Source organism: Maribacter spongiae, from assembly GCF_047345125.1.
Classification (GTDB): Bacteria; Bacteroidota; Bacteroidia; order Flavobacteriales; family Flavobacteriaceae; genus Maribacter.
The window spans coordinates 110,000-136,448 of the sequence record NZ_JBLFEQ010000002.1; the positions used below are offsets into that span (position 1 = coordinate 110,000).

The 26,449-nt window shown below is 40.7% G+C and carries 15 protein-coding genes; 4 read left to right on the forward strand and 11 right to left on the reverse strand.

All coding sequences use genetic code 11. The annotated features are described in order from the left end of the window. Positions 1 to 19: 19 nt before the first annotated feature. The 11 genes from ACKWB9_RS03095 to ACKWB9_RS03145 form a co-directional block, all read right to left on the reverse strand. Entirely contained in the window at positions 20 to 3,331 is a 3,312-nt protein-coding gene (locus tag ACKWB9_RS03095; protein ID WP_414001526.1) for a VCBS repeat-containing protein, read from the reverse strand. 124 nt (positions 3,332 to 3,455) lie between these two features. Continuing rightward, positions 3,456 to 5,030, reverse strand: coding sequence for a SusD/RagB family nutrient-binding outer membrane lipoprotein (locus ACKWB9_RS03100; RefSeq protein WP_414001527.1), 1,575 nt, complete (start codon positions 5,028 to 5,030; stop codon positions 3,456 to 3,458). 33 nt (positions 5,031 to 5,063) lie between these two features. Continuing rightward, positions 5,064 to 8,477: a SusC/RagA family TonB-linked outer membrane protein gene (locus ACKWB9_RS03105; RefSeq protein WP_414001528.1), complete on the reverse strand. Its 3,414-nt coding sequence runs from the start codon at positions 8,475 to 8,477 to the stop codon at positions 5,064 to 5,066. A 143-nt stretch (positions 8,478 to 8,620) separates the two neighbouring features. Continuing rightward, positions 8,621 to 9,649: a FecR family protein gene (locus tag ACKWB9_RS03110; protein ID WP_414001529.1), complete on the reverse strand. Its 1,029-nt coding sequence runs from the start codon at positions 9,647 to 9,649 to the stop codon at positions 8,621 to 8,623. Positions 9,650 to 10,020: 371 nt separating this feature from the next. After that, complete coding sequence (locus tag ACKWB9_RS03115; protein WP_414001530.1) at positions 10,021 to 10,644, reverse strand: RNA polymerase sigma factor; 624 nt, start codon at positions 10,642 to 10,644, stop codon at positions 10,021 to 10,023. A gap of 228 nt (positions 10,645 to 10,872) precedes the next feature. Beyond that, positions 10,873 to 11,154 carry a hypothetical protein gene (locus tag ACKWB9_RS03120; RefSeq protein WP_414001531.1) on the reverse strand — a complete coding sequence of 94 codons (282 nt, stop codon included), beginning with the start codon at positions 11,152 to 11,154 and terminating at the stop codon, positions 10,873 to 10,875. Positions 11,155 to 11,376: 222 nt separating this feature from the next. Beyond that, the gene (locus tag ACKWB9_RS03125; RefSeq protein WP_414001532.1) at positions 11,377 to 11,508 is read right to left on the reverse strand and encodes a DUF6730 family protein; all 132 of its coding nucleotides are present in this window, start codon (positions 11,506 to 11,508) and stop codon (positions 11,377 to 11,379) included. A 32-nt stretch (positions 11,509 to 11,540) separates the two neighbouring features. Further along, positions 11,541 to 13,085 carry a hybrid sensor histidine kinase/response regulator gene (locus ACKWB9_RS03130; RefSeq protein WP_414001533.1) on the reverse strand — a complete coding sequence of 515 codons (1,545 nt, stop codon included), beginning with the start codon at positions 13,083 to 13,085 and terminating at the stop codon, positions 11,541 to 11,543. Position 13,086: 1 nt separating this feature from the next. Then, entirely contained in the window at positions 13,087 to 13,689 is a 603-nt protein-coding gene (locus ACKWB9_RS03135; RefSeq protein WP_414001534.1) for a chemotaxis protein CheB, read from the reverse strand. Beyond that, positions 13,655 to 14,482, reverse strand: coding sequence for a CheR family methyltransferase (locus ACKWB9_RS03140; protein ID WP_414001535.1), 828 nt, complete (start codon positions 14,480 to 14,482; stop codon positions 13,655 to 13,657). The genes ACKWB9_RS03135 and ACKWB9_RS03140 overlap by 35 nt, the downstream gene beginning before the upstream one ends. Then, positions 14,482 to 19,338 carry a response regulator gene (locus ACKWB9_RS03145; RefSeq protein ID WP_414001536.1) on the reverse strand — a complete coding sequence of 1,619 codons (4,857 nt, stop codon included), beginning with the start codon at positions 19,336 to 19,338 and terminating at the stop codon, positions 14,482 to 14,484. Before ACKWB9_RS03145 ends, ACKWB9_RS03140 begins: the two co-directional genes overlap by 1 nt. 437 nt (positions 19,339 to 19,775) lie before the next feature. On the opposite strand from ACKWB9_RS03145, the gene ACKWB9_RS03150 reads away from it, so the two are divergent. The 4 genes from ACKWB9_RS03150 to ACKWB9_RS03165 all read left to right on the forward strand — a co-directional run bounded on the left by ACKWB9_RS03150 (position 19,776) and on the right by ACKWB9_RS03165 (position 26,356). Next, positions 19,776 to 21,062 (forward strand): alginate export family protein, encoded by a 1,287-nt coding sequence (locus ACKWB9_RS03150; protein WP_414001537.1) that lies wholly within the window; start codon positions 19,776 to 19,778, stop codon positions 21,060 to 21,062. A gap of 9 nt (positions 21,063 to 21,071) precedes the next feature. After that, on the forward strand, positions 21,072 to 21,671 hold the full coding sequence (gene nrfH, locus ACKWB9_RS03155) for a cytochrome c nitrite reductase small subunit (protein ID WP_414001538.1): 600 nt from the start codon (positions 21,072 to 21,074) through the stop codon (positions 21,669 to 21,671). Next, positions 21,661 to 23,145, forward strand: coding sequence for an ammonia-forming cytochrome c nitrite reductase (gene nrfA / locus ACKWB9_RS03160; protein ID WP_414001539.1), 1,485 nt, complete (start codon positions 21,661 to 21,663; stop codon positions 23,143 to 23,145). Before nrfH ends, nrfA begins: the two co-directional genes overlap by 11 nt. A gap of 115 nt (positions 23,146 to 23,260) precedes the next feature. After that, complete coding sequence (locus ACKWB9_RS03165) at positions 23,261 to 26,356, forward strand: cytochrome c biogenesis protein CcsA (RefSeq protein WP_414001540.1); 3,096 nt, start codon at positions 23,261 to 23,263, stop codon at positions 26,354 to 26,356. Positions 26,357 to 26,449: the final 93 nt, after the last annotated feature.

Below are 26,449 nucleotides of genomic sequence, written 5' to 3' on the forward strand. Positions count from 1 at the left end.
ATACTCGAACATTCTTGGCTCAGTTATCGAAGGTGTATACTTCTACCGGAGCATTATTTTTCACAAACACAATTATTTCTCTATCGTCAGCTAGTTTTAATAGTGCTATATCGCGTACCTCGCCATTTATGTTCAATCCATTTTCAGCAACGTCAGTACCAGTAAACCCACCTTGTCCATCACCCAGTAATAGCGTTCCCTTGCTTGCATCGTATCGTCCGTATTTGACCCTGGTGCCAAAAAAATTGCCTCCAATAACCATATCCAAATTGCCATCTCCGTTAAAATCTTTTGTAGAAATACCATATATGGGCGAAAATTGGGCGACTTGGGGCAATGGGGTCAGCTTAAATTGTTGGTTACCCAGATTTTCAAGATAACTTGAAGCAAAATGGGTGGCCTTTAAAATGGAAGCATCCGACAATTCTTCGGCAGTAAAAAGATCCGTTATCTTTTGGTCGGCATAATCTGCATAGGTAACATATTTTGCTTTAAAATGGTTCAACTGGCCTACAAGGTCGTCTTTTGAAAAGACGGGATAACTTTCACCCATTATATAAGAACACAAAATGGGGTCTAAAGAGCCATTGTTGTCAAAATCTTTGGTATATAAGGTAACCGGTTCTTGGGACGATGCCTTTAATTGGGAATTAAAGCCAAAATTACCGAGCACATAATCCATATCGCCATCGTTGTCAAAATCGCCTTCAACAATTTTGTTCCACCAGCCTTGTGATGCTTCCAGACCTACAGCAGCAACTTCTGTTAATTTTCCGCCATCGTTCTTAAAAGTCTTGATTCCCATCCATTCGCCCACAACGATCAAATCAATTTGTTCATCGTTATCAAAATCGGTCCAAAGGGCATCTGTAACCATCCCAATAGTGGCCAATTTTGAATTGATGGCAAGGGTTACATCCTTAAAATTCCCTTTCCCATCATTTTCCAAAATATAACTTCTTGGTGCTGTAGGATATTTTCCAGGAACCAACCTGCCCCCGACAAAAAGATCCAGGTCACCATCTTTATCGTAATCACCGGAAACCACACAAGACCCACTGGTATACATTTTAGGAAGTGCTTTTAGGTTTTTAGTAAAGTTTCCATTACCATCGTTTATATAGAGCCGGTCTTGTAGTTCGGTAGATTGTACTTCAAAATCATTTCCACCACTTACCACATAAAGATCCATATCATTATCATTGTCGGCATCAAAGAACAATGCCCCAATGTCTTCCGAGGTCTTATCTTTTTCAAAAACGGCTTGTTGACTCTTTCGAAAATTTCCTGATGGTGTTTGAACCAATAAATGGGCAGCACTGTTTTTGGCACCTCCTATAAAAACATCTTCGAGCCCATCTTTATTGATATCGGCCTTGGTGATTTTGGGCCCTTGAGTGGACAATAGATGGGGCAATAAACGTTCCCTTTTAAAATCGTTATATTCATTTTCTATATGTTGGTAACAGATAAGGCTATCTATAGCTATGGCAGTAAAATAATCTGATTTCTCACTTATTTTACTTTCTAGAATCATGACCGCTTCGTTATTTGATAGTGTCATTGTAGTATTCGCCTTAAGATTTTGAAGTACTTGGATTTTTCCGTCTGGCCAGCTAACCTTTAGTTTGTCCACTACACTGTCTTGTCCCAATCCAAAAATAAAATCATAGGGCATGGACGATTGATATCCCCTGCTCGGTATCATTTCTTGAACTATTGTGTTTCCATTATTTTCCAAGGACACCTTGGCCCCAACACCAAACTTGTTCTTAGTGCTTCCCTTAAGCACTATTTTTAAATAGTTATTGCCTCCATGTAGCTCACTATTATTTCTATAAACAAATGCTTTTTCATCAATATTGTTCACAATGAGGTCCAAGTCTCCATCATTGTCCAAGTCACCATACGCAGCTCCATTGGAAAGGGACTTCTGATCTAAGCCCCAATCAGTATTCATCTTAGTGAAGGTCAAATTTCCATTGTTGCGGTACATATAGTTTTCGACAATTGCCGATGGCATACTTTTCAATAGTTCCGAAATCGCTGTTTGTTGCCCAGTCTTATTTTCATTAAGTTTTTCTTGTACAGCATAATTGATAAAGTCCATATTGGTATAATCACGCTTATAACCATTGGTGATATAAATATCTTTAAAACCATCGTTATCAAAATCGGCCGCTAAGGAAGCCCAACTCCAATCGGTATTTGAAATCCCCGAAAACTGACCAACTTCGGAAAACGAGTTTCCCTGATTGCTCAGTTGTAACATGTTGCGCATGGTCTGATGGTGAAACCCCGATTTTTCCAAAAGGCTATGCTTTTCGTAATTATCAGGACCCGAGACCATTTTTTGTCTGTAATTGTCTTCGGGCAGCATATCCAAGGTTATGATATCGGTATAACCATCATTATTGAGGTCGGCCACATCGCTTCCCATTGAAAAAAGTGAGGTATGGCCCAAATATTTTTCAAGGCTTTCGGTAAATGTTCCATCTTGATTGTTAAGATAGAGGTAGTCTTGTTCATTATAATCATTTGACACATACATATCCAACCATCCATCATTGTTCAGGTCAGATACCGAGATTCCCAGGCCAAAGCCCAAAACGTTGGAAATTAACCCTACCTCGTCACTTACATCTTTATAATGTCCATTTTCATTTTTATAGAGCTTATCTGAATAGGCGCTATTTATTCGGTTCTTTAACCTATAGGTTATCTTATCAAAACCTGCATATTCTTGGGTGGAATGGTTTAATACATAAAGGTCCAGATCACCATCGTTATCATAATCGAAAAAAGATGCTTGGGTGGTATAGCCCGAATCGTCCACACCAAATTCTTTGGCCTTTTCGGTAAAAGTCAGATCACCATTATTGATAAACAAAAGATTCTTTCTCTTTTTCGGATCATTGGCCGCAGATCGGCATATATAAATATCCAATAGCCCATCCGCATTTACATCGACCATTGTGGTACCAGTATTCCAAAGACCTTCTGCAAATACTCCAGCCTCTTTGGCTATTTCTTTGAACTTAAAGTTTCCTTGGTTAAGATATAAGTGGCTGCCAACCATATTGCCCGTAAAATAGATATCCAACAATCCATCATTGTTGATATCGCCTATGGCCACACCTCCCCCATTATATAAGTAGCCATATTTTAAAACATTGAATTCTTCGGTTTCTTGGAGTCTATTCACAAAAGTAATCCCTGTTTCTTTCGAGGATAATCGTGTGAACCTATTTTCCGTATCGTGGTTCTGACATGAAATGAAGGAAAGAAATAGTAAAAACGCTAAAAACTTTTTGAAAAGGAAAGGTTTCATAATTTTAAATAAAAGTAATGCTATATTTTCCCATAACATATGTAACCGGGAATCGATTAAAAAAAAATACCAATGCTAAAATCGCATTGGTATTTTCACTATTTATAAACCAAACTCAAACTAATTATTTTTTATCCCACCATACTTTGGTATTGTTTCTATCGCCTCCCGACATTTCTGGAAGTGCAATAGCAGCATTAACGGCATCGCCATTGGTATCGAATTCACTTTGAACGTAGACCATTCTTCGCATGATTTCATCAACGCCCACATCGGGGTTTTGTGATTCCACTCTTGCATATTGTCTAGGATAACCCGTTCTTCTAAGCTCTGCCCATGCTTCCCATCCGTTAGGATATATTGCAAGCCATTTTTGGGTGATTATTTGCTCCAATTGTCTTTCTGCACTTCCTCCTGTATCAAATGCAATAGGTATATCTGTAACAGGACTAGTCCCAGCGGCATACTCCACTGGAACACTGGTGCTAGCAATATACGCATCTATTGCAGCTCCGTCAGCACTTGTTTTTTGTGTCATAGATGCTCTAATACCATCTTCATATAGGCTTTGCGCCGTGCCACCCATCGCCCAACCTTGTAAGGCACCTTCAGCTCTTAAGAAAAATACTTCGGCCGCATTCAAAATTTCGATAGGAGGGTTACTTCCTCCTAAAGCGTCGTTTCTAAATTTTGTCGCCACATCGGAATGTCCTGCATTTTGACTTGTTTCCAAAGTAACTCTCTGTTGACCATTGAGCAATCCTTCAAAATCACTACCATTACCATCAGAATCTCCATCCACCGCAGGGGCAAAATATTCGGGCATTCTGGGATCACCATATCCTTCCAAAATACTTTCCATAGTCGCACTCATACGAAATTCTCCCCAATTGGTAATCGTGGTCAACGGGTTTCTATTGTCATCATCGACTGCCACAAAAGCATTATCGGTATTATCGATAATCACACCTGCGCCTATTGCTTTTTCTGCTTCAGCTTGTGCTCTGGATGGGTCTACATATTTGATTCTTAATGCCAAACGTAAACGAAGACTGTTGGCAAATTTTAACCATTGATCAGCACTACCTCCATAAACTCTATCACTTGCGCCATACGACGATCCGCCTGCATTGGCCTGTAGTTTCGATACAGCATCATCTAACGTAACAAAGAAATCATTATATATGGACTCTTGAGAATCGTAAGGAACCGAAAGTTCTTCATTGCCAAAAGTGGAATAAGGTACTGGGCCCCAATAGTCGGTAATTCTATGATAGGAATGCACCCGCCATATTTTGGCCATAGCATTGCCCACATCATTACCATTGGCTTCGGACAAATCTTCTATCAGTTTGATTTGTGGAGCTGCCTGACCATAAAAGGAACCCCAAGCCAAATCGGCCCATCTACCTACTTGAACATAACGGTCGGAATCAAATCCAGAAGCGGTGGTGGCAAAATATTGGCACCATAAATCAGAAAATAAATTTTGGGAAATTTGAAAGCGCCAATGCAATCCATTTACCGCAACATATTGTGCTTGTGCAAAAGCCTGTCCTTGTAGCACTTGGCTTTCTTCTAATTTCCCAATATCAAGTGCAAGAGGGTCTGTATTAAGATCCGCAAAATCACTGGTACAACCCACTAACAATAAACCGAGCGAGCCTAAATAACCGATTTTTTTAATTAATTTTTTCATGTCTTTTCTTTTATAAATTACAACTTTTTTAATTTAAAACCCTATTTTAAGGTTAAGACCTAAACTTCTTGTAGCGGGAGGAGCAAAAGAACTAAAACCATCCGCTCTCGTCTCAGATTGAAAATCCCCAGTTCCTACACCATCAACCACCTCAGGGTCTACAGTTGCGTTATTTGATATGAAGAACAAATTTCTTCCTACAAAAGATACTTTAGCCGATTTAATCGGAGTTTTATCCAATAAGGATTGCGGAAACTTGTAGCCAAACGTCATTTCACGCATTCTAATATTAGATGCATCTTCCACGAAGGCTTCACCTGCGGGAGAGTTTCTACCACCAATTTGCCCCCAAAATGCCTCTGCGGTAACTGCTGTTGTGTTGGGTGTGCCATCCGCATTGACTACTTCCAAATTTGGGAATATATTCTGCCCAAATACTAAAGAACCATCCCTACCTGCCAATGTTCTGGTCAAAGCTCCGTCCGATGCCAAGATGGCGTTGGTAAATGTAGCAACCTCACCTCCTTGACGGATATCTATCAAAAAGCTAAAACTAAAGTTTTTATAATCAAAACTATTTAAAATGCCGCCCAACCAATCTGGATTGAAATTACCGATAAGTACTTCCTGACCACCGGTAACCTGAGGCAGACCTGTATCGGTTACCAATGCCCTACCTTGGTCGTCACGAGCAAAACCTCTGGAATATATATTACCCCATTCATCCCCTACGTTCAATTCAAATCTCCTAAAAAATTCTCCTCCAAAGTTTAAAGTTTCTAGACCATCTGCAAGTGCAAGAACTTCACTATCATTTTTAGTAAAGTTGGCCGTAATGTTCCAATTGAAATCAGTGGTTCGAATTGGGTTTGCTGTCAAAATAATCTCAACTCCCTTATTTTGAATATCGGCTCCATTAATAAAACGTGTAGCGATACCCGATCCCTGAGGTACTTGTTGACCGAACAACTGATCGATACTATTGGATTTATAGTAGTTGAAATCTATCCCCAAACGACTATCTAAAAATCTAACATCAAATCCAAATTCCAATGATTGGGTTCGTTCTGGTTTTAAATCTGCATTGGGCAAAACAGTACTTAATTGAATGAAACCTCCGGTTTGAAGATTTGCAACTCTAGATAAACTAAAAGGAGATGTGTCATTACCCACCTCTGCATAGTTGGCTTTTAACTTTAGAAACGAAATGGCATCTGGCAAGGTCATCATATCTGAAAGTACAGCACTTAAACCAGCAGAATAATAATCAAATCTATTGTTTTCAATAGGTAAGGTAGAACTCCAGTCACTTCTATAAGTCAAATCTAAAAACAGGGCATCTTTATACGACCCTTGACCAAATCCATACAATGAGTTAACTTCTCTACGATTCAAATCTTGGCGCGCAGATAGGTTTTGGGCATTGCTAATAGCAAATATGTTTGGTGCGTTCAAACCGTTGTTACTGGTCTCTACAAACTTTGAATTGGCTATCCTGTGGTTACCGCCCACGCTTAGATTAAAAGCGAAATCATCATTGAGCTGTTTGTTATAGCTCAAAAGAAAATCGGTGTTCCATTCCAAAGCGCTATCGTTTCTGGTTACATAATTTCCATTATCCGCAATAATGTACGAATCGTTAAAAAACCTGTTTTCCCTGGAAGTTGATCTTTGGTCAACCGCTGTACGTGCCAATAAGCTCAGGTCATCGGTAAAATTATAAGTCAATGATAGGTATCCCAAAACTCTGTTGTTGATAATTTCATTCAAGTTTCGATTGATGGTCCAATACGGGTTGGCCCCTCCATTGTTGCCAGGATCCCAATAATTCTGTCTTACGTTTCCGCTGGCATCTACATATTCGAACACCTCTATGTCCTGTGTTCTAATGTTACGGGGCAGCCTGTAGACATGTCGCAAGGGATTGGCAAAATTTTCACCTGTTGCCAATTGATTGTCAATATTGGTCCTGATATAGTTGATTCTTGCGCTTAAATTCAATTTCCCTTCAATGATCTCATTATCCAATTTAAAATTGGCATTATGCCTATTCAATTCATTTCCTTGAACAATACCCTCCCTATCTTCATAAGTATATCCAAAAAATGTGCGGACCCTTTCACTGCCAGAGCGTACAGAAATATTATAGGCTTGATTAATCCCTGTTTGAAAAAAATCTTCTATGTTGCCAGATTGTGCCGAATAGGGTAATTGACCCGTAATATCTGGACTTGGTGACCAGTTGGCTACTTGAGATCCATCAAGGGCACCTCCCCATGAACCCAGTGCCCCTGTAAGAGGTAATCCCGTATCTGGATTAAAATATGATCCATTGCTTCCTTGACCAAATTGGTTTTGATAATCAAATAGAATGTTGGCGGTCTCAACAGTCGTTGTCGCATTAAAATCTATAGAAAACCCTTCTGCAGATCCTGATTTAGTCGTAATGATAATGGCTCCATTGTTTGCACGGGCTCCATATAGTGCAGCAGCATTTGCACCTTTCAATACGTTGATGGAAGCAACATCATCTGGGCTGATATCAGAAATATCACCTCCCAACGGCACACCATCAACCACATATAATGGTTGGCTACTTCCTGCAATAGAACGGTTACCTCTTAATACTACTTTAGAAGCTCCGCTAACACCATTACCCGATCTTTGAATAGAAAGTCCGGCAACTCGACCAGAAAGACTGTTCACCAGGTTTTGTTGTGGTCTTGCCTCATCAATACCATCCGTCTCAACGGTCTGCGTAGCATAAGTAAGGGATTTCTTTTGTCGCTTTACACCCAATGCAGTCACCACTACCTCATCCAATTGGCTTGCATCTTCCTGCATCACCACATTGATCGTATTCGAGGTTCCGACCGTAATGCTTTGTGTTGAGGTTCCTAAATAGGAGAACACCAGAACATCTCCTTCGGAAACCTCAATAGTATAATTCCCGTCAAAGTCCGTTTGTGTTCCATTTGTTGTACCCTGTACCACAATACTTACTCCTGGAAGAGGCCCACCATCGGAAGCGGCGGTAACCGTTCCTGAAACCGTTTTTTGTACCACTTCCATTTCAACAATCTCCGGAGTCTCTTTTTTTGGTCTTGGCGTTACAGCAATGGTACTATTTATTCTTCTAAAATTCAAAGCGGTCTCTTTACTGATCCGCTCTAAAAGAGCGTATACCGAATGAGGTCCTTGAGCAATGAAAAATTTTGTCTTTTTGTTCACATCTTTCTCGTCATAATTGAACTTGAAAGTTGATTGGTTCTCGATTTCTTCAAAGACATCCAACACTTTTACCTGCCGAACGGAATCCCATTCGAGATAGACGTCTTTTATACTTTGTGTATACCCCTCATTGGCCATTGCAAAACAGCAAAAAACCAGTTGCAAAACAAATATACGAGAGAGCATAGCGATCGTTTTAAATGATTTTAATTTCATATTTTTACATCAGTTTAGTTGATATTCTTAATTAAGCTTTTGATGATAAGTTTGTTTCCATTGAAAGTCCCATTTTCTTTGGAACAAACTTATTTTTTTAAGGATCATTTTTCATTTTTATCAGTTTTAGCGTTAGTTTATTTTTATTCAAAAGATATCGTTATCGCCCTTTCACTTTCCTCATCTATTTTAAAGGAAAATTTTTCAACAAAGGCCATTCGTTCCAAAACCCTTTCTAGGCTCTCACTTGGAAATTCTCCGGTATAGTTAATACGCCTATTTAAGTTACGTACCGTAATATCTACATCGTACCAATTTTCCAATGTTTTTTCAATTTCATCAAAATCGGCAGCTTTAAAGACCAGGATTCTCTCTGCCCACTTATAAAAATCCATATCCTCATATGAGGAAATATCCAATTTTCCACCCTCCGTATCATATGTAGCCTTACCACCGGAGGCAGCAATAATTTCAACATTCCGATTCTCCGAAGCAGCAGCGACGGAAATTTTACCCGTAACCAAACCTACCTCAACTTTTTCTCCTTTATTGGCTTTAATATTAAAGGAAGTCCCTAAAGCTTTGGTCAACAAACCATTGGAATTCACCAAAAATGGTTTTACAGAATCTTTTTCGACTTTAAAAAATGCCTCTCCCTCTAAAAAGATCTCACGCTTATCCTCAAATTTTGAAGCATAGGTAATCTTACTGTTATTATTAAGGAATACGGTAGATCCATCCGGTAATGTTATCCTTGACTTTTGCCCTTTAAAGTTTTCCTTTACTATATACTGAACCGGAACGACTACGGATTCAATTTCCGTAGATGTCAAAAAATAATGTCCTACCGCTAAAGAAATCATAAGCATAATACAGGCCGCCGCTTGAAAAATTAATGACCTATTTATTTTCTTAACCGTAGAAGTTCCTTTTCTTTTCCCTAAAATGGATTTCAATAAATCCTCCTGACTTTTATCATCAATTTCGCTATGGGAATAAAAACTCAAGGATAGTATAATCTCCTTGGCTGCCAATACAACATCTTTCTTGGATGGATTTGCGGCCAACCATTTTTTCCAAAAAAAATGGGAGGCCTGATTTGGCCTCAATACCCAATTTCTAAACTCTGGGTCGGCCAAAAAATCTTCAAGTTCATATTCGTGATAATCCATACGCACGGTCTCTTCATATTATAAGACTCCAGACAATGCTAAATGACATCAAAAAAATCGAACTTTTTTAAACAATTTTTAACATATGTACGAAATTACCCCTATTTTATCCAAAGCGTCCCGCTTTCATTCCTAATGAAATCTTTATCCAAATAGTTTATTTCTGCATAAATCCACTCCAAAAAATATTGATATGCATCATTTTATATAAGGCCGCTATTGGAAATGGGTGATTTATATGGAATATTAACAATTTAACTTGTTCAGATTTGAACATAACAGGGAAAATACAGTACTGCACCAAAAGCCCCTTCTCTAACAATTAAGATATTAGGCCCCGACAAAACAATAGAATAGTTACTGAACCTCTCTTAAAAGTTTGCATGTTTTTTTAGCTCTGAAAGAGATCTATATATTAGGTTCCTAGCTGCGCGAACACTAGAAAACCGCATAACATCCTTAATTTGATGATATGAAAGTCCGTTGTAGTAAAAATAGTATATAGCCTCTCTTTGTCTTCGGGTCAATTTATTCAAAGATTCCTGCATCAACTGAATTTGCTCTTGGCGAAATTGCCTATTAATGAGAATACTTTCATGGGAGGGGGTCAAAAGAAACTCATATGAACCCGTTGAAAAATTCAACTTTAAATCCTTTTTTTGCTTCTTTTGTTCCGTAATGACCTTGTTTCTATAGCATTTTATCAAGAAGGCCTTTACGGAAATTACTTTATGGAGTTTATGGCGTTTCTTTCTAATGGTTATAAAAGTCTCTTGTAAAGAATCCTTCAATAAATCGGTATCACCAGAAAATTGTCTGCCCAAATTATACAACAACTGAAAATAATGATTGTATATCTTAACAAATGCAGCTTCACTGCCATCACAAAACAACCTCCATTCCAACTCAGAATCAAACACCTCTGACTTCCTTGTCAAATCACTTTTTACATCATTCTTGCCGTAATCCAATAAAACTTCAGTAAATGATGGCATTACTTAAATGTTAAGTATTTGCCAACAATATATAAAAAAAGTTTGTATTAGCATATTTAATAGATTGAACTCTTTTGGACTTTTGGGTCGTAACAAATTAATGCTCTTGTATATAGATGATAGCATTTTAGTGCTGCATAGTCACATTACGGAAGGAAAAAATGATAAGAATCGAGTGCAAAAATCAATTTTAGGCTATTTCAGAAAAGTTCAAATAAGTTCTTTACCCTATTCCGCCCTTTGACTAGAAATAGATTGATATTTCAAAATAAACCCAGCCGTTTTGGATGGAGGATCCTCTAAAAGGTCGCTTTGGCCCAAATAACGATAATTTAATCTCAGTACGGTTTGCGGTGTCGGCCTAAAACTGATGGCCGGCATTACGCTCCAAACATCTTCGGCAATATCACCATTGGTTCCCCTAAAGGTACCCCTATTAAAATCTACATATTCCAGTCTACAGGCCAAATTTACCATGGCGTTCTCCCGGTCCAGTATTTTCTTTTTCAAGATTGGCTGCACAATATTAAGATATCCACCTTGTTGTTCCCCAAACTGTTGGGTAAAAGTATCTGGTATGTCCAACTTGACCCAGGCCCATTCCCCTGCGATATAGGTATCCCATTTAGGAGTCCATCGAGATTTTTCAATCTTTTTAAACTTCCTCTATCCGTTCTTCATAAGAATCCTTTGTCCCGTTCCGTAGCTTTAAGAATTCCCTTATTTGAAATTCTAGATGTGAGGGGTATCTATTTTAATCTCTACGTCATCAAACTTTTTAGAAAGCCCTTCCAGTTTACCAATGGAGTTGCTGAACCTAGTTATTTCTCGGGTAAGCACCTCCATATATTCTTCCCTGGCCACTAATAGGAAAAAGTCAAGATGAGCTCATTCTCTTAAGCTAAACGTTCCTCATGAATCTTGGAAATTAAATGCTTTAACATATTTTCGACGGGAGGTTTTTCATATACACCATCAATGCCCGACTTTTCGGAAAGGGCCTGGACCTCGTCATTTACAAATCCGGTCAATCCAAATATTGGAATGTCAATACCCTTGCTCCGAATTTGTTTGGCCAAATCATAACCGTTTATCCCGGGCATATTGATATCCGTAAAAATCAAATCGGGATTTATCGCTTCTACCTGATCAAGTAGCACTTCCCCATCTTCCAACATGGTGATGTTTCCTCCAATTTTGCTGAATACCACTTCAGAGAGGGTCCGCATGAGAATATCATCATCCACCACCACAATATTTAACTTTTCATCGCCCGTATGCACAACTTGATCTTTGGTCTGGGTTGGCATGGGTTCTGGAATTTCCAATTCTTTGATGGGAAAATCTATGTTAAAACAGGACCCGATCCCCACCTTGCTGGTTACGGTTAATTCCGCTTGGTGCGCATCCACAATTTTCTTTACGATCATAAGTCCCAATCCCGTGCTTTTTTCACCTGCCGTGGACTTTACCGAGGTTTTGACAAAGGGGTCGAACAAATTGACCATTTCATTTTTGGGGATACCTTGTCCTTCATCCTTTAAGGATAGTAATAAATGATTTCCCTTCTGTCGGGCCTTCAAATATATCGATGTGCCCTCATGAGAAAATTTTATGGCATTGGTAATCAAGTTATTGAATACCTGGTGCATCTTGTTCCGATCAAAAGCGGCCTCCAGGTCATCCACTTTAATATCCCCGACCAGGCTGATGTTCTTTTTGTTGGCGAAGACCTGGTTAAATTGAATACTGTTCTCCAGAAAACGGCGAACGTTTACCATTTCTTCCTCAAGCTCAATGTTTCCGGATTCTATTTTACTAATGTCCAAAAACTCATTGACCAGGTTTTGGGCAAACTTTGTGGAAACAAAAATATTCTCCAGCTCTTGGATTTTGGATGGGTCCTTTAAAATAGGCCCTAATTCATTAAGCAATGATTTGGAATAAAATTCGATAATAGCCAATGGGTTTCTAAGATCGTGTGCCGCTATTCCAAGAAATTTGTTTTTAAGTTGGTTCAACGTATCCAGTTCTTGATATTGGTGTTCCAACTCCCGTTTTTGGTTGTAGAGGGTAACAAAAATGTCAACCTTTGCGGATACGATGTCCGGGTCGAGCGGTTTATACAAATAATCGACCGCACCTTCCGAATATCCTTTTATGACATATTCCTTCTCTTTGTTTATCGCCGTGGCAAATATGACCGGAACATTCTGGGTATTCTTCTTGCTCCTAAAGATTTCCACAAATTCAAAACCATTCATTTCAGGCATTTGGACATCGGTAATGACCAAGGCAAATTCATGCTTTCTAGCTAATTTCAAGGCCTCGTTCCCGCTGGTTGCCGAAATTATTTCCCGGTCTTCCCTTTCAATAATCTGTTCCAGGGAATATAGGTTTTCCACCAGATCATCTACGATAAGAATTTTTGCTTTGTCCATTTTAAAAGTATTTAGCGGCGGTATTATAAAGTTTATTTACGGGTACAATGTGGTCTACCTTATCAATGGCTTCTATAACCGCACTTGGCATTTTTTTGGCAAAAGCTTCCTCAGGATTTTGCACAATAATTTTTCCTTTTCTTTTGAATACACATTTGGCCCCGGCCGCTCCATCTGCATTTGCCCCGCTAACAATTATGGCAATCAGGCGTTCTCTTAGATTGTAGGAGAAAGATTCCAACGAGACATCGGCGGAAGGCCTGGAAAACATCACTTTTTCACTCAGATCAAGGCTTAGGGTCATATCTTTTTCCATAATGCAATGGTATCCTGCGGGAGCCATATAGATGATGCCTTTTTCCAGAGGCATTCCATGTTCTATGGCCCGTACCTTTATGTTCAACTTTTTGTCCAAATACCTGACCAGGTAATCTTGCGTGCCGGTTTTTCTATGCAATAGCACTACTATGGCGGCTTTCATACTTTGGTCGGCATCCAATAAAAAGTGTTCCAAGACCTCTATGGCTCCAGAAGAACCACAAAAAAGCACCACTTTGATGGTTTCTTGGTTATCCTTTTTTTCTATATATCTTGAGTTTGCCATTGACTATTTCCAGTTCGTTTAACACCGTTGAAAAAACTGCACTTTCCTTTGCCCCCAAAATAAGATATCCACGGGGAGCCAGACTATCCATAAACAACCGTAATACCTTATTTTGCTGCTCCGTGGTCAGATAAATAAAGACATTACGGCACATAATCATATGCATTTGGTTGAATGAGGTGCCATTCACCAAATTATGCTTGGTAAATATCATGTTCTTACCTAATTCCTTGTTCATTTTTACTTTCCCGTAATTCGCTACATAATAATCCGATAATGAAAGTGCACCTCCCGATTTTATATAATTGGCAGAGTATTCTTTCATTTCCTTTAGCTCATAAATCCCTTTTTTGGCTTGGGCAAGTACTTCGGAGTTAATATCCGTACAGTATTGAACCGATCTCTTTAGCAGCCCTTGTTCTTTTAACAATATGGCAAGGCTCAAAGGTTCTTGTCCCGTGGAGCATCCCGCATGCCAAATATTGATTCTGGGATAGGTTTCCAACACACCGAATACTTCTTCCCCTAAAAATTTGAAAACCTCAAAATCCCTGAACATTTCCGTGGTGTTCACCGTAATCTCGTTCAATATATCATCGTCACTAAGTTCCTGATTGGTCAGAAAATATTTGAAAGCGGCAAATGAATCGCATGATTTCAACTTCATGAGCCGCAATACCCTTCTCCTCAATGATTCCATTGCGTATCCCGAAAAATCGAGACCGTAAAGTTTGTTGGACAATTGTATAAAATCACCCAGGTCGTTTTCAGATATTTCCAGCAGTGCTTCCATTAATTATATAACCAAACTCTTAACAGGGACAATAACTTTTCAACATCCAAGGGTTTGGACATATAGTCGCTTACTCCGGCTTCCAGGCATTTTTCACGATCTCCCTTCATGGCTTTAGCGGTCAACGCAATAATAGGAAGCTTGTCGTGGCCCATCTCCCTAATTTTCTTAGTAGCCTCATAGCCGTCCATAACCGGCATCATAATATCCATTAGCACAGCATCGAACTCGCCATTTTTCACCTCATCCACTGCTTCGGCACCGTTGGTGGCAATAGTTACGGCCACCTGTTCTTCTTCCAATACAGTTTCCAGGGCGTAGATGTTTCTCATATCATCGTCCACGATAAGGATCCGTTTTCCTTTGATGATATCGTCAGAATCGAATTCCTTGGGAGGCAAAACAGGATAATCGGTCTGTGTGGAGTTGAGCATGTTCAAAAAGAGTTCCGTCTCTTCCGATAGACGATCAAAAGATTTCGTGGTCTTTAATACTACAGAAGTGTCTTTGTGGCGTTCTATCTGTTTCAGTTCTTTTTTGGTTAGTTCACGACCTGTAAACACAATTACCGGAACTTCCTTTTTCTGCATTTTTAGCTCGCTCAATAGTTCAATACCATCAATATCGGGCAGACCAAGATCCAGAACGACCAAATCTGGATGTTCGTTTTTAAACAATCTACGGGCATCTTTGGCATTTTTTGCCGCAACGGCCTCCAAGTGCTTGCTTTTGATCATTTCCTGCAAGGCCTTGTTGTTTAATTCGTCATCTTCAATGATCAGTACTTTTTTCACACCTGTACCGGCAATGGTCCTTGAAATATTGGAAAACGTTTGCTCAAGGATATCAAGGGCAATGGGTTTTACCAAATATTCCACCGCACCCAATTCCAGACCTAACTTGGTCTTGTCTATTCCAGATATAATATGCACGGGAATATGGGCATGTGCTTCGCTTGCTTTTAGTTTTTTAAGTACGGTCCATCCATCCATTACGGGCAACTGCATATCCAATATAATGGCATTTGGACGGTATTCTTCCACGTGTTGCAGGGCGGTGTCACCTTGGTTGGCAACCAGTACCTTAAAACCGTTTTCCCTGGCCTGGTCCAAAAGGACTTTGGCAAATTGAAGGTCATCCTCGACCACCAGCAGCGTACTATCGCCTTCTTGCAACTGATCGCGATCATCTGCAATAACCGCCTCAAGCTTTTTGCTTGAAACCCTTTTCTTCACATTTGTTATTTCCGGTCGGTCAACACCATCTATTTCAACTACAGGTTTTGTTTCTTCTTCCAATGGCATACGGGCTTCCTCCGCAGCCTTTTCCATACTTGGTCCTTGCTCGACCACTTCTGAGCTGTCAAATGGCAGGAAGAGAGTAAAGGTAGAACCTTCTCCAATTGTACTTTCCACAAAAATCTCTCCGCCCAGTAGCCTCACCAATTCTTTGGAAATACTCAGGCCAAGACCGGTTCCCCCATATTTTCTTTGCGTGCTGCCGTCCTCTTGTACAAAAGCTTCAAATACAGATCCAAGCTTTTCCTCCGCTATACCAATTCCGGTATCGGTTACGGCAATTTGTAGTACTTGTTCCTGTTTTAAAAGTGCAGGGCTCGTAAATTTTGATAGTGCTTTACTATTTTTGAACTCCAAAGTAACCGTTCCTTCTGAATCGGTGAATTTGAAGGCGTTGCTGAGCAGGTTTTTTACAACCTGATTTAATCTTTGTTCGTCCGTTATGAAGGTTTCCGGGAGGGATTCATCAATATTCAAGACAAAATCCACCCCTTTATCCTGTGCTATGGCGATAAATGTTTTTTTACTTTCCTCGGCATAAGCGCGTAAGTCCTGCGTTTCCATTTCCAGTTCGATTTTTCCTGATTCTACCTTGGCCAGATCCAGCACTTCATTGATCAAACTGAGTAAGTCTTCGCCAGATTTGTTGATGATTTGCGCAAACTCGATCTGTTTTTCCGTGAGATTGTCTGTTTTATTACCCTGAAGCAACTTTGAAAGGATGATCACACTGTTGAGCGGTGTTCTAAGTTCATGGGACATATTGGCCAAAAACTCCGATTTGTACCTACCACTTTTTTCAAGTTCTTCGGATTTAAGGACCAACGCAGCCTGGGCTTGTTCCAATGCGGCATTTTTTTCAACGGTAAATAAGTGTTGCTCTTCCAATTGTTGGGCTTTCTCCTCCAATAGCACATTTGCTTTTTCCAGCTCTTCCTGTTGTTGTCTCAATTCTTCTTCCGAAGCCTGCAATTGGTTGGCCTGTTTGGTCAATTCTTCATTGGACACCCTTAGTTCTTCTTCCTGTGCTTCCACTATTTCTTTCTGTTTCTGCACCTGAAACTGAATTTCTTTTTGTTCCGTAATATCCACCGCTATTTTCAGCACTTTATAAGGCTGACCCTCCATATCGAGAATGGGATTGTACGAACCCTGTATCCAAACGGGTTTTCTATCTTTCCTTCTCCGCTCGAACTCCCCTTGTTTGAACTCCCCGTTTTTGAGTCCTTTCCAGAACCCTTTGTATTCGCTGGATCCGGCATAGGTTTTTCCAACGAATATTTTGTGGTGCTTGCCCTTAATTTCGTCCAGGGTGTAGCCCATCAGGTCCAGGAAAAGGTCGTTGGCGGTGAGCACGTGCCCATCAAGGTCAAACTCAATGGCTGCATTGGATCGGTTGATGGCAGAGATCTGGTTATTGACCTCTACGGAAAGTTCCTCCGTTTTTATCTGCTGTTCTTTTTGTTTAGTGATGTCTACCGCCACCTTGAGAACCTTGTAGGGTTGGCCTTCCACATCCAAGATAGGGTTGTACGACCCTTGGATCCAAACGGACTTCCCTTCTTTCCCCCTCCGTTCAAACTCCCCTTGCTTGAACGCCCCTTGTTTGAGCTCTTTCCAGAAGTTCTTATACTCGTTAGACTTGGCATAGGTGTTTCCCACAAATATTTTGTGGTGCTTGCCCTTGATCTCGTCCAAAGTATAACCCATTAGATCCAGAAAAAGATCGTTGGCGGTGAGGATGTTTCCATCAAGGTCAAACTCGATCGCGGCATTGGACCGGTTGATGGCCGAAATCTGATTGTTGATCTCTATGGAGAGTTCCTCGGTTTTACCCCTTTCGACCACTCCTTTGATAATAATTCCGATAGAAGAAGATATTTCTTCAATAAATTCTTGCTGTGCACCATTGAAACCAGTGGTTGTGCCAAACTCCATCACCCCAATGATTTCTTTATTGTGCTTAATGGGAATTATGGTTATTTCCTTGGGTTTTGTTTTTCCTGCACCAGAATTTATTTCTAAATAATCCCCTGGGACATCAGCAATAACAATGGTATTCCCTTCAAGTGCACATTGACCGATCAAACCCTCGCCAAACTTGAAACTATTGGGCAATCTTGTGGTATTTTTAAAGGCATAACTTCCATACAACTTCAATTCATCCGATTCGGAAACAAAAAGATTCTGATTCAAATAAAAGGTACCCACGGACGCTTCCAAGAGCTTGCTTATTACCCCACTCAATATAACCGTTAGTGCGGTAACATCTTGAACCTCTTTGGTAGCTTCATATACCTGGGAAATGGCCGTTTTTATCCAGTTCTGTTTTTCGATTTCCCGGGTTCTTTTTTCCAACTCCTCCTGTTGCCGGGTCTCTTCGGATAGATCACGCATTATTCCGGTAAGAATCAATTTATCCTCGACCCGAACTTCTGTAATGGAAATGTTAATGTGAAAAATGGTTCCGTCCTTTTTTCGGGCCAATACTTTATGGTCCATGCCGATCATGGCGGAATTCCCGGTTTTATTGGAATTGTCCGTGGACCCGTCCTGATTTTGAACGAATTCATCGGATAGTAATACGTTTATATTCTTTCCCTTTATTTCCTCTTCTTTATATTGAAATAAAAGTTCTGCGGCCCTGTTAAAAGATTGGATCAACTTAGCTCCGTCCATGGTAACAATGCCATCGGCCGCAGTATCTATGATAGCCCTGCTTTTGGCCTCATTTTGGGCCAGTAACTCCGCATTTTCACGTAGGTTGACGGTCATTTGGTTAAATGAAGTGGATAACAACCCTATCTCATCATTGGATATAACCTCAACTTGTTTGTCATAATCTCCACTATTTACGCTTTGAACAGCTTTCATTAGTTTGTTCGTGGGAAGTACTATTGTTCTTACCAGTTTTTTCAAATTGTTATATGCAAAAACCCCGGAGATGATCATAAATAACAACAGACCGATAATGGAAATCCAATTAAGGATTTTTACCATGGTCGCTTTACTTTCCATTTGCGTTAGTTGAGAGGTATTGATCAAGGTCATTTTATCACGGATCTGTTCTATGATAGGCGTGGCTTCATTTTCGATTATCTTTTTTGCCTTGTTTAACCGTTCAGGTGTATTGTTCGTTATGTTACCAATACTATTTAAAGCCCTTAACTGGGCCGCTTCTAAAGCATAGATCAGTTTTTCGGTCTTGGATAGAAATCTTTGGTCGTTTCCTTCCCAATCCCGACCAATTTTTTTGAGTGCTTCCAGTGTTGGAACTATATCCTTTCGCCAAATAGCTTCCCTTTTGTTTTTTTGCTTTTCTTCCGAAAGCGTGACCCAATTGAGCAAACTCAATTCAGATTCGTAGATACTGCCCAATAATTTCTCTGAATAGTGAACGGTTGGTGCGTTTACCTTGGACACCTGAATTGCATTATGACCCAACCAGGAAATAAGTACAAGGGATAATAGCATTAACAACAGCGATAAAGCGGTTGTCCATATAAATGAATGGTTTAATTTATCTTTTACCGATACTCTTTTTAATGTTGACCCCATAGATTTTTACAATAAATACTATAATTCTTGTAAGTTTTTACTTATAACGAAAAAATATTCCATTTGTATATATATGGAGGTAAAAGTTTTTAGCCTATCTGAAAATATGAAGCCATTTCATGAATTTTCAGCTTTGGTTTCGGCCGCTCTATTTTGGCCAAAGGACTCCATATCCATCTCGACAATTTCTGTTAGAGACATTTTGAAATTCTCGGGTTCTCTAGCATTTTCTGGGGGATATACCCATCTTTGGCAGCCTGTAATTTCCTTTCTGGTTTCCTGAATTACATAATCGTATGGCTCGCATTCCTCTTTAACAATTTTTCATTGTTCTAGAAACAAATAAGTTTGACCTATCCATGACAAAAATCATGTTTTTGATTTTAACGATATTCTACATTTGATTTTTCTTTGATAATCCTTAATTGAACCAACTTATGAAAAATCAAATTTTCTACATTTGTTTGCTTTTGATCTTGCTGAATACCACAATGGCAAGTGCACAGTTGACCGTTGATGCGGATATTAGGGCCCGTTTTGAATACCGCCATGGATTCGGGAACCTGTTTCCGGACAATGCAGACCCCGCTTCCTTTGTAGTTCAGCGTTCCAGACTCAACATTGGTTACACGGAACAAAGGCTTAAACTCTTCTTAAGCGTACAAGATGTGAGTACTTGGGGTGATACCCGGCAAATATTGAGTAATGATGGCAATGATTCCTTTGCGTTGTTTCAGGCTTGGGCTCAGGTATATATGGATGAAAAATGGTCCATAAAAGCGGGTAGACAAGTTATTTCCTATGATAACCAACGTATTTTTGGTGGATTGGACTGGGCCATGCAGGGACGGTTCCATGATGCCGCCCTGATCAAATATAAAGATGATGGTTTTATTGCGGATTTTGGTTTTGCCTTCAATCAACAAAATATTTCCAGTGAAGGAACGGCATTCAATATTCTAGGAGCCTTTACCTATAAGACGATGCAATATGCTTATTTGAAGAAAAAATGGGAGAATGCTTCCGCAAGTTTCCTTTTCCTGAACAATGGCTTTCAAAAGTTCGATATCATCAATAATCCGGACGGCACTTTCAACAGGCAGACCACAGGTACGTATTTCGAATTTCCAATAGAAAGCATCAAATTTTCTGGAAGTGCCTATTATCAATTTGGAAAGGCCGCAGCGGATATTGATCTAAGTGCCTATCAATTTTCATTGGAAGGTTCCTATAAACCCAACAAAACGCTCTATGCCCTTGGCTTTGAATTATTGAGCGGAACCGACCAAAATGGCGATAACAAGAACAAGTCATTTTTTCCACTGTACGGTACCAATCACAAGTTCAACGGATTCATGGATTACTTTTATGTGGGCAACCACGCCAACAACGTAGGGCTCAACGATCTTTATGCCAAAATGGTTTTTAGCACGGGTGAAAAATCCTCCTTCTTATTGAAAGGGCATTATTTTGCGGCCAATGCCGATTTATCCAACGGTGCCGATAAATATTTGGGTACCGAACTTGATGTGGTCTTTAACCAAAAACTAATGAAAGGGGTTACATTGAATTTAGGGTACTCCCATATGTTCGCCGCTGAAAGCATGAGCCTTATAAAAGGAGGTAGACCCTATGACAATACCAATAATTGGGCATGGGCACAATTATCGATCAAACCCAATCTGATCACTTGGGACAATAAAAAAACCATTTTGCAAAACTAAAAGGTTATTATGCTGCTACTACCGTACAAATATTCAAGATGGCGTACCATCGCAATTATGTCCATAGCGGCCATTATTGGGTTGGGGCTGTTCCTTGCAAAAGAAGCAGAGGTGGTATCCTATATGTCCGACGATCCAAAAGCCTGCGTCAACTGCCATGTAATGACCCCGGTCTACAATTCGTGGATGCACAGTTCGCACCGTGAATGGGCCAACTGCAATGATTGTCACGTGCCCCATAACAATATTGCCAACAAGTATTTTTTTAAGGCCAAGGATGGTCTGTACCATGCTTCCATCTTTACCTTAAGAAAAGAACCAGAGGTGATTTTTATGAGGGAAGCCTCACAAGAAGTAGTGCAGGATAATTGTATTCGATGTCATGTACAACAAGTAACCCAAACCAAATATGACGGCTGGATTACGGACCATACACAAAACCGTACCGAACGTAAGTGCTGGAGCTGCCACCAAGAAATACCCCATGGCAGCGTACATGGCACCTCTACCATACAATATAATATAGCTCCCCTACCTACAGATACCGGGGAGACCATAATCCCGGAATGGATCAAACAAGAATTAAAAACCAGCAAAAATGAAGAATAAAATCCTATTTATCATCACCGTTATCGTCGTCTTTTTACTAGGGTTATTGGCCTCTAGTATCATCAATAGAAAAAATGAGGCACGTTATAAGTTTGTGCCCAAAGTGGACATATCGGAAACAGAACCGCGCAATGAGGTCTGGGGAGAAAACTACCCCAAGGAATACCAATCGTTCCTGCAGACCTCAGAATCTGAATTTGCCACCTACCAAGGTGGTTCCGCCATGCGTGATATGTTGGAGGAGGATCCCCGCCTGGTGGTGTTATGGGCCGGCTATGGTTTTTCCAAGGATTATAATCAGGGTCGAGGCCATTATTATGCCATAGAAGACCTTCAGAACACCCTTCGAACCGGTGGTCCAAAAGGTAAAGGGGACGGTCCCATGCCCGCCACCTGTTGGACTTGTAAAGGTCCGGATGTTCCCAGGTTGATGAAAGAAAACGGCATAACGGAATATTATTCGGGAAAATGGGCGGATAAGGGATCCGAAGTAATCAACCCGATCGGGTGTGCCGATTGCCACGATTCCAAGACCATGAAACTGAAAATATCACGCCCTGCCCTGGTTGAGGCCTTTGAGGCCATGGGGAAAGATATTAATAAGGCTACACACCAAGAAATGCGCTCATTGGTATGTGCACAATGCCATGCAGAATATTACTTTAACAAAAACCTACCGGGCAGGGAAGGGGTTCCATATCTCGTATTTCCATGGAAAAACGGTACTTCTGTAGAGCAAATGGAAGCTTACTATGATAGTATCAACTTTAAGGATTGGACACACAAGATCAGTAAAGCCCCTATGCTCAAGGCACAGCACCCGGGTTGGGAAGTGTTCCAGACCGGTATTCATTCACAAAGAGGGGTTTCTTGCGCCGATTGCCATATGCCGTACAAAAGTGAAGGTGGACAAAAGTTTACGGACCACCACATTCAATCGCCCCTTAACAATGTAAATAATGCCTGCCAGGTATGCCACAGGGAAAATGCCGATAATTTGATCCAGAACGTATATGAACGCCAGAGAAAATCTACGGAAACCCGTTTAAAACTGGAAGGCCTCTTGGTAAAGGCCCATGTGGAAGCGGGAAAATGTTGGGAATTGGGCGCTACCGAAAATCAAATGAAAGAGATTCTAATGGACATAAGACATGCCCAATGGCGATGGGATTATTCCGCAGCTGCCCACGGATCTTCGTTCCACTCACCTGTTGAAACAGGGCGGGTTATCGGCAGTGCACTGGTAAAGGCCCAAGAGGCCCGATTAAAATTGGCCCGCCTGTTGGCCGAGTTGGGGCATAACGAACCCGTGACCATGCCAGATATTTCTTCTAAGGAGAAAGCTCAGGAGTTTATTGGTCTGGATATGGAGAAGTTAGAGCATGAAAAAGCGGTCTTTTTAGAAAATGTACTTCCAAAATGGTTGGAAGATGCCAAGGAGCGGGAATCCAAAATGCCCGTTGGCACAAAATAACCTTAAATTAAAAAGACCGGCTCATTTGTTCTTTCGTTCCAATCGAAAATTCTGAATGGGCCTTTCTTTTGACCTTTAAACTTTGGTAAGGAATTTATCATATACGTAAACAGATATGGGCAGATTATTTCGTTTTTTTTCTTCACCTGTACTGGCTTTGGCCCTATTATTTGTATTTGCCATGGCCATGGGTATCGCTACTTTTATTGAAAATGATTTTGGCATAGCCACTTCCTGGAAGTTAATATACGATGCCCTCTGGTTTGAGTTGGTCATGTTGGGACTTGGCGTGTGCTTTTTGTTCAATATTCCCAAATATCGTCTTTGGCGAAAAGAAAAATGGGCCGTGTTGTGCTTTCACTTGGCCTTTATCCTTATACTTATTGGCGCAGGCATCACCCGTTACCATTCAGAAAGTGGGATCATGCGTATTCGCGAAGGGGCAGAAAGCAACCACATCATTTCAGATGCCGACCATTTAAGTGTACGTATAAGCGGCAAAGGCACTACCAAGGTCATAAAGAAAAAGTTGGACCTATCCTCCAAAGGAGGTAATGATTTTGAAATTAAGAACAGCTATGATGGAAAACCCCTGCACATCTCCTATGCTGATTATATTATTGATGCGGAGGCACAAATAGTAAGTGATTCCCAAAAAGGTGAAGCACTACTAGAAATGGTAGTTTCCGACGGGGTAAAAAAAAAGACGGTCATTTTAAAAAAAGGTGAAATTGAATCCATTGGGGAACATAGACATTTAATCGGATTTGAATCCGGTAATCAAGACGCCGTGAACATCCATGAAAAGAACGGGGCCTTTTTTATTAAAGGCCCTGCCCCCATGGACTTCTTTATTATGGCATCACAAACGGCCGGAAAAATAACTGAAGACAGTCTACAAGCCATACAGCTCAAGACTTTGTTCCGTTGGCACGATATTTCCTTCGTGCCCAATACCTTTCACAAAAAAGGTCGAGTCGGTTTGGTTTCCTCACAGGACCGCCCGAAGGACAATGATGATAACAAAGACGATGTTCTTAAAGTGAGTATCAACTACGGCGGAGAGGAAAAAATGGCCAACCTTCTGTACCGAAGAGGTTTTTTGGCCAGCTCCCATAGTATTGACCTGAATGGCACGAACCTTCGCCTTTCTTATGGCTCCGATTCCATTGTGCTGCCCTTTGCCCTAAAGCTGATCGATTTTCAATTGGAACGTTATCCAGGCTCTTCAAGCCCTTCCTCTTATGCCAGTGAAGTGCAAATTTTGGATGGGGGCAAAGCCGAACCCTATCGAATTTACATGAACAATGTATTGGATCATAAAGGCTATCGCTTTTACCAAGCCAGTTACGATACCGATGAACACGGAACGGTATTGGCCGTTAATAAGGACGCTGCCGGCACATGGATTACCTATTTGGGTTATCTGCTCATGGGCATAGGCATGTTCTTTACCCTTTTTGGAAGGACCTCACGTTTTCGCTTGATCAATTCCAAACTCCGAAAATTGCAGAAAAAGCGAACGACTTTGCTCACGGCATTAGTATTGATCGGATTTCTCGGAAAAGCACAGGAACCGGAACCCTTTACCATGGCCGATAAAGAGCATGCGGAAGCGTTTGGACATTTGTTCGTACAAGATTTGGACGGTCGCATAAAACCAGTGAACACCTTGGCTTCGGAATTTCTTAGAAAGCTGTCCGGCAGACCTTACCTTAAGTACAACAATGAACGTTTGACCGCCGATCAGGTATTCTTGGCCATGCATGCCTCCCCCAATGACTGGAAAAGGATTCCTGTAATTAAATTGGACCGGGAAAAAGTGACGGCACTCCTGCCCTCACTTCCCGAAACTTCGAACGGATTGGTAGCATTCAACCATTTTTTGGCCGGTGATGATGGCTACCTTTTGGCCAACGAAGTGGAACGGGCCAACCAAAAAAAACCGAGCGAACGCAATGAGGAAGATAAGGAACTCATCAAAATAGATGAGCGTTTCAATATTCTTTTCAACGTGTTATCGGGCAATTACCTAAAGCTTTTCCCCAATAAGAACGACCCTAACAACACATGGTTTACGCCCACCCACCACTTTACTGATTTTCCAAAGGAAGATGCCAATTTTGCCAAAGGTATTATGCCACTGTATTTTAGGGATATCATCAATGGTGCCTATGGGGCGGCACATGAAAAACTATCCTATTTGGCCGTTTACCAAAATACTTTGGCCAAGGACATTATTCCTTCCGAACGAAAGCTCAATGCCGAGTTGTGGTATAACAAACTGAACATTAATTTTTGGATGTTCCAAGCGTTCTTTACATTAGGAGCAATCTTGCTGATTCTTTCGGTAATCACGGTTCTTTCTCCCAAAAAATGGATCTACACACTCTGGAACTTATTTTTCCTATCTACCCTCATCGCTTTTTTGATTTTGACCGGTAATTTGATGCTACGCTGGTACGTGGCCGGCCATGCTCCATGGAGCAACGGGTACGAGATGTTGGTCTTTGTGGCATGGGCCTTGGTATTATCGGGCATGATCTGTTTTAGGCGGTCGGTATTTGTCCTTCCGTTGGCCACCCTATTTTCAGGCGCCTTGTTGTTTGTAAGCTATCTGGATTGGCTCAATCCTGAAATCACCAATCTGATGCCCGTATTAAAATCGTACTGGTTAAAAATACACGTGGCCACTATTGTAAGTAGTTATGCACCTTTGGCCCTAGGGGCCGTATTGGGCATGATGGCCCTTATATTGGTGCTTTTTAGGACCAGTACCAACCAAGATATAATCCAAAAGCATATTTTGGAGCTTACCTATATGAACGAACTGTTGCTCACGATCGGTCTCTTTCTACTCGCTATCGGCACCTTTCTAGGAGGGATATGGGCCAACGAATCCTGGGGCAGATATTGGGCATGGGATCCCAAGGAAACCTGGGCCTTGATCAGTGTTATCGTATATGCCATTGTGCTCCATTTGAGGTTTGTACCCAGGCTCAACAATCACTTGGTATTCAATATTGCCAGTATGTTCGCCTTTTGGTCCATTATCATGACCTCCTTTGGTGTAAATTATTATCTGACAGGCCTTCACAGCTACGCGACGGGTGACCCGGTACCGATACCTAAATTCATCTATGTACTAGTTACCATTATGTTCATGTTGGCATTATGGGCCATTATAAAAGAGAGAAATAGTAGGTCATAGCTTTTTAATTTTTTAAAATTAAAAAGCTATGATTTAATATGCACCCTCTATTTTTAAAGTTGCAACCCGAATTGTACACCGATTTTGATGCTT

Excerpts from the sequence above, each read along its gene's own strand:
- ACKWB9_RS03095 (WP_414001526.1), bottom strand. The coding sequence starts at position 3,331 with ATGAAACCTTTCCTTTTCAAAAAGTTTTTAGCGTTTTTACTATTTCTT.
- ACKWB9_RS03100 (WP_414001527.1), bottom strand. The coding sequence starts at position 5,030 with ATGAAAAAATTAATTAAAAAAATCGGTTATTTAGGCTCGCTCGGTTTA.
- ACKWB9_RS03105 (WP_414001528.1), bottom strand. The coding sequence starts at position 8,477 with ATGAAATTAAAATCATTTAAAACGATCGCTATGCTCTCTCGTATATTT.
- ACKWB9_RS03110 (WP_414001529.1), bottom strand. The coding sequence starts at position 9,649 with ATGGATTATCACGAATATGAACTTGAAGATTTTTTGGCCGACCCAGAG.
- ACKWB9_RS03115 (WP_414001530.1), bottom strand. The coding sequence starts at position 10,644 with ATGCCATCATTTACTGAAGTTTTATTGGATTACGGCAAGAATGATGTA.
- ACKWB9_RS03130 (WP_414001533.1), bottom strand. The coding sequence starts at position 13,085 with ATGGACAAAGCAAAAATTCTTATCGTAGATGATCTGGTGGAAAACCTA.
- ACKWB9_RS03135 (WP_414001534.1), bottom strand. The coding sequence starts at position 13,689 with ATGGCAAACTCAAGATATATAGAAAAAAAGGATAACCAAGAAACCATC.
- ACKWB9_RS03140 (WP_414001535.1), bottom strand. The coding sequence starts at position 14,482 with ATGGAAGCACTGCTGGAAATATCTGAAAACGACCTGGGTGATTTTATA.
- ACKWB9_RS03145 (WP_414001536.1), bottom strand. The coding sequence starts at position 19,338 with ATGGGGTCAACATTAAAAAGAGTATCGGTAAAAGATAAATTAAACCAT.
- ACKWB9_RS03150 (WP_414001537.1), top strand. The coding sequence starts at position 19,776 with ATGAAAAATCAAATTTTCTACATTTGTTTGCTTTTGATCTTGCTGAAT.
- nrfH (WP_414001538.1), top strand. The coding sequence starts at position 21,072 with ATGCTGCTACTACCGTACAAATATTCAAGATGGCGTACCATCGCAATT.
- nrfA (WP_414001539.1), top strand. The coding sequence starts at position 21,661 with ATGAAGAATAAAATCCTATTTATCATCACCGTTATCGTCGTCTTTTTA.
- ACKWB9_RS03165 (WP_414001540.1), top strand. The coding sequence starts at position 23,261 with ATGGGCAGATTATTTCGTTTTTTTTCTTCACCTGTACTGGCTTTGGCC.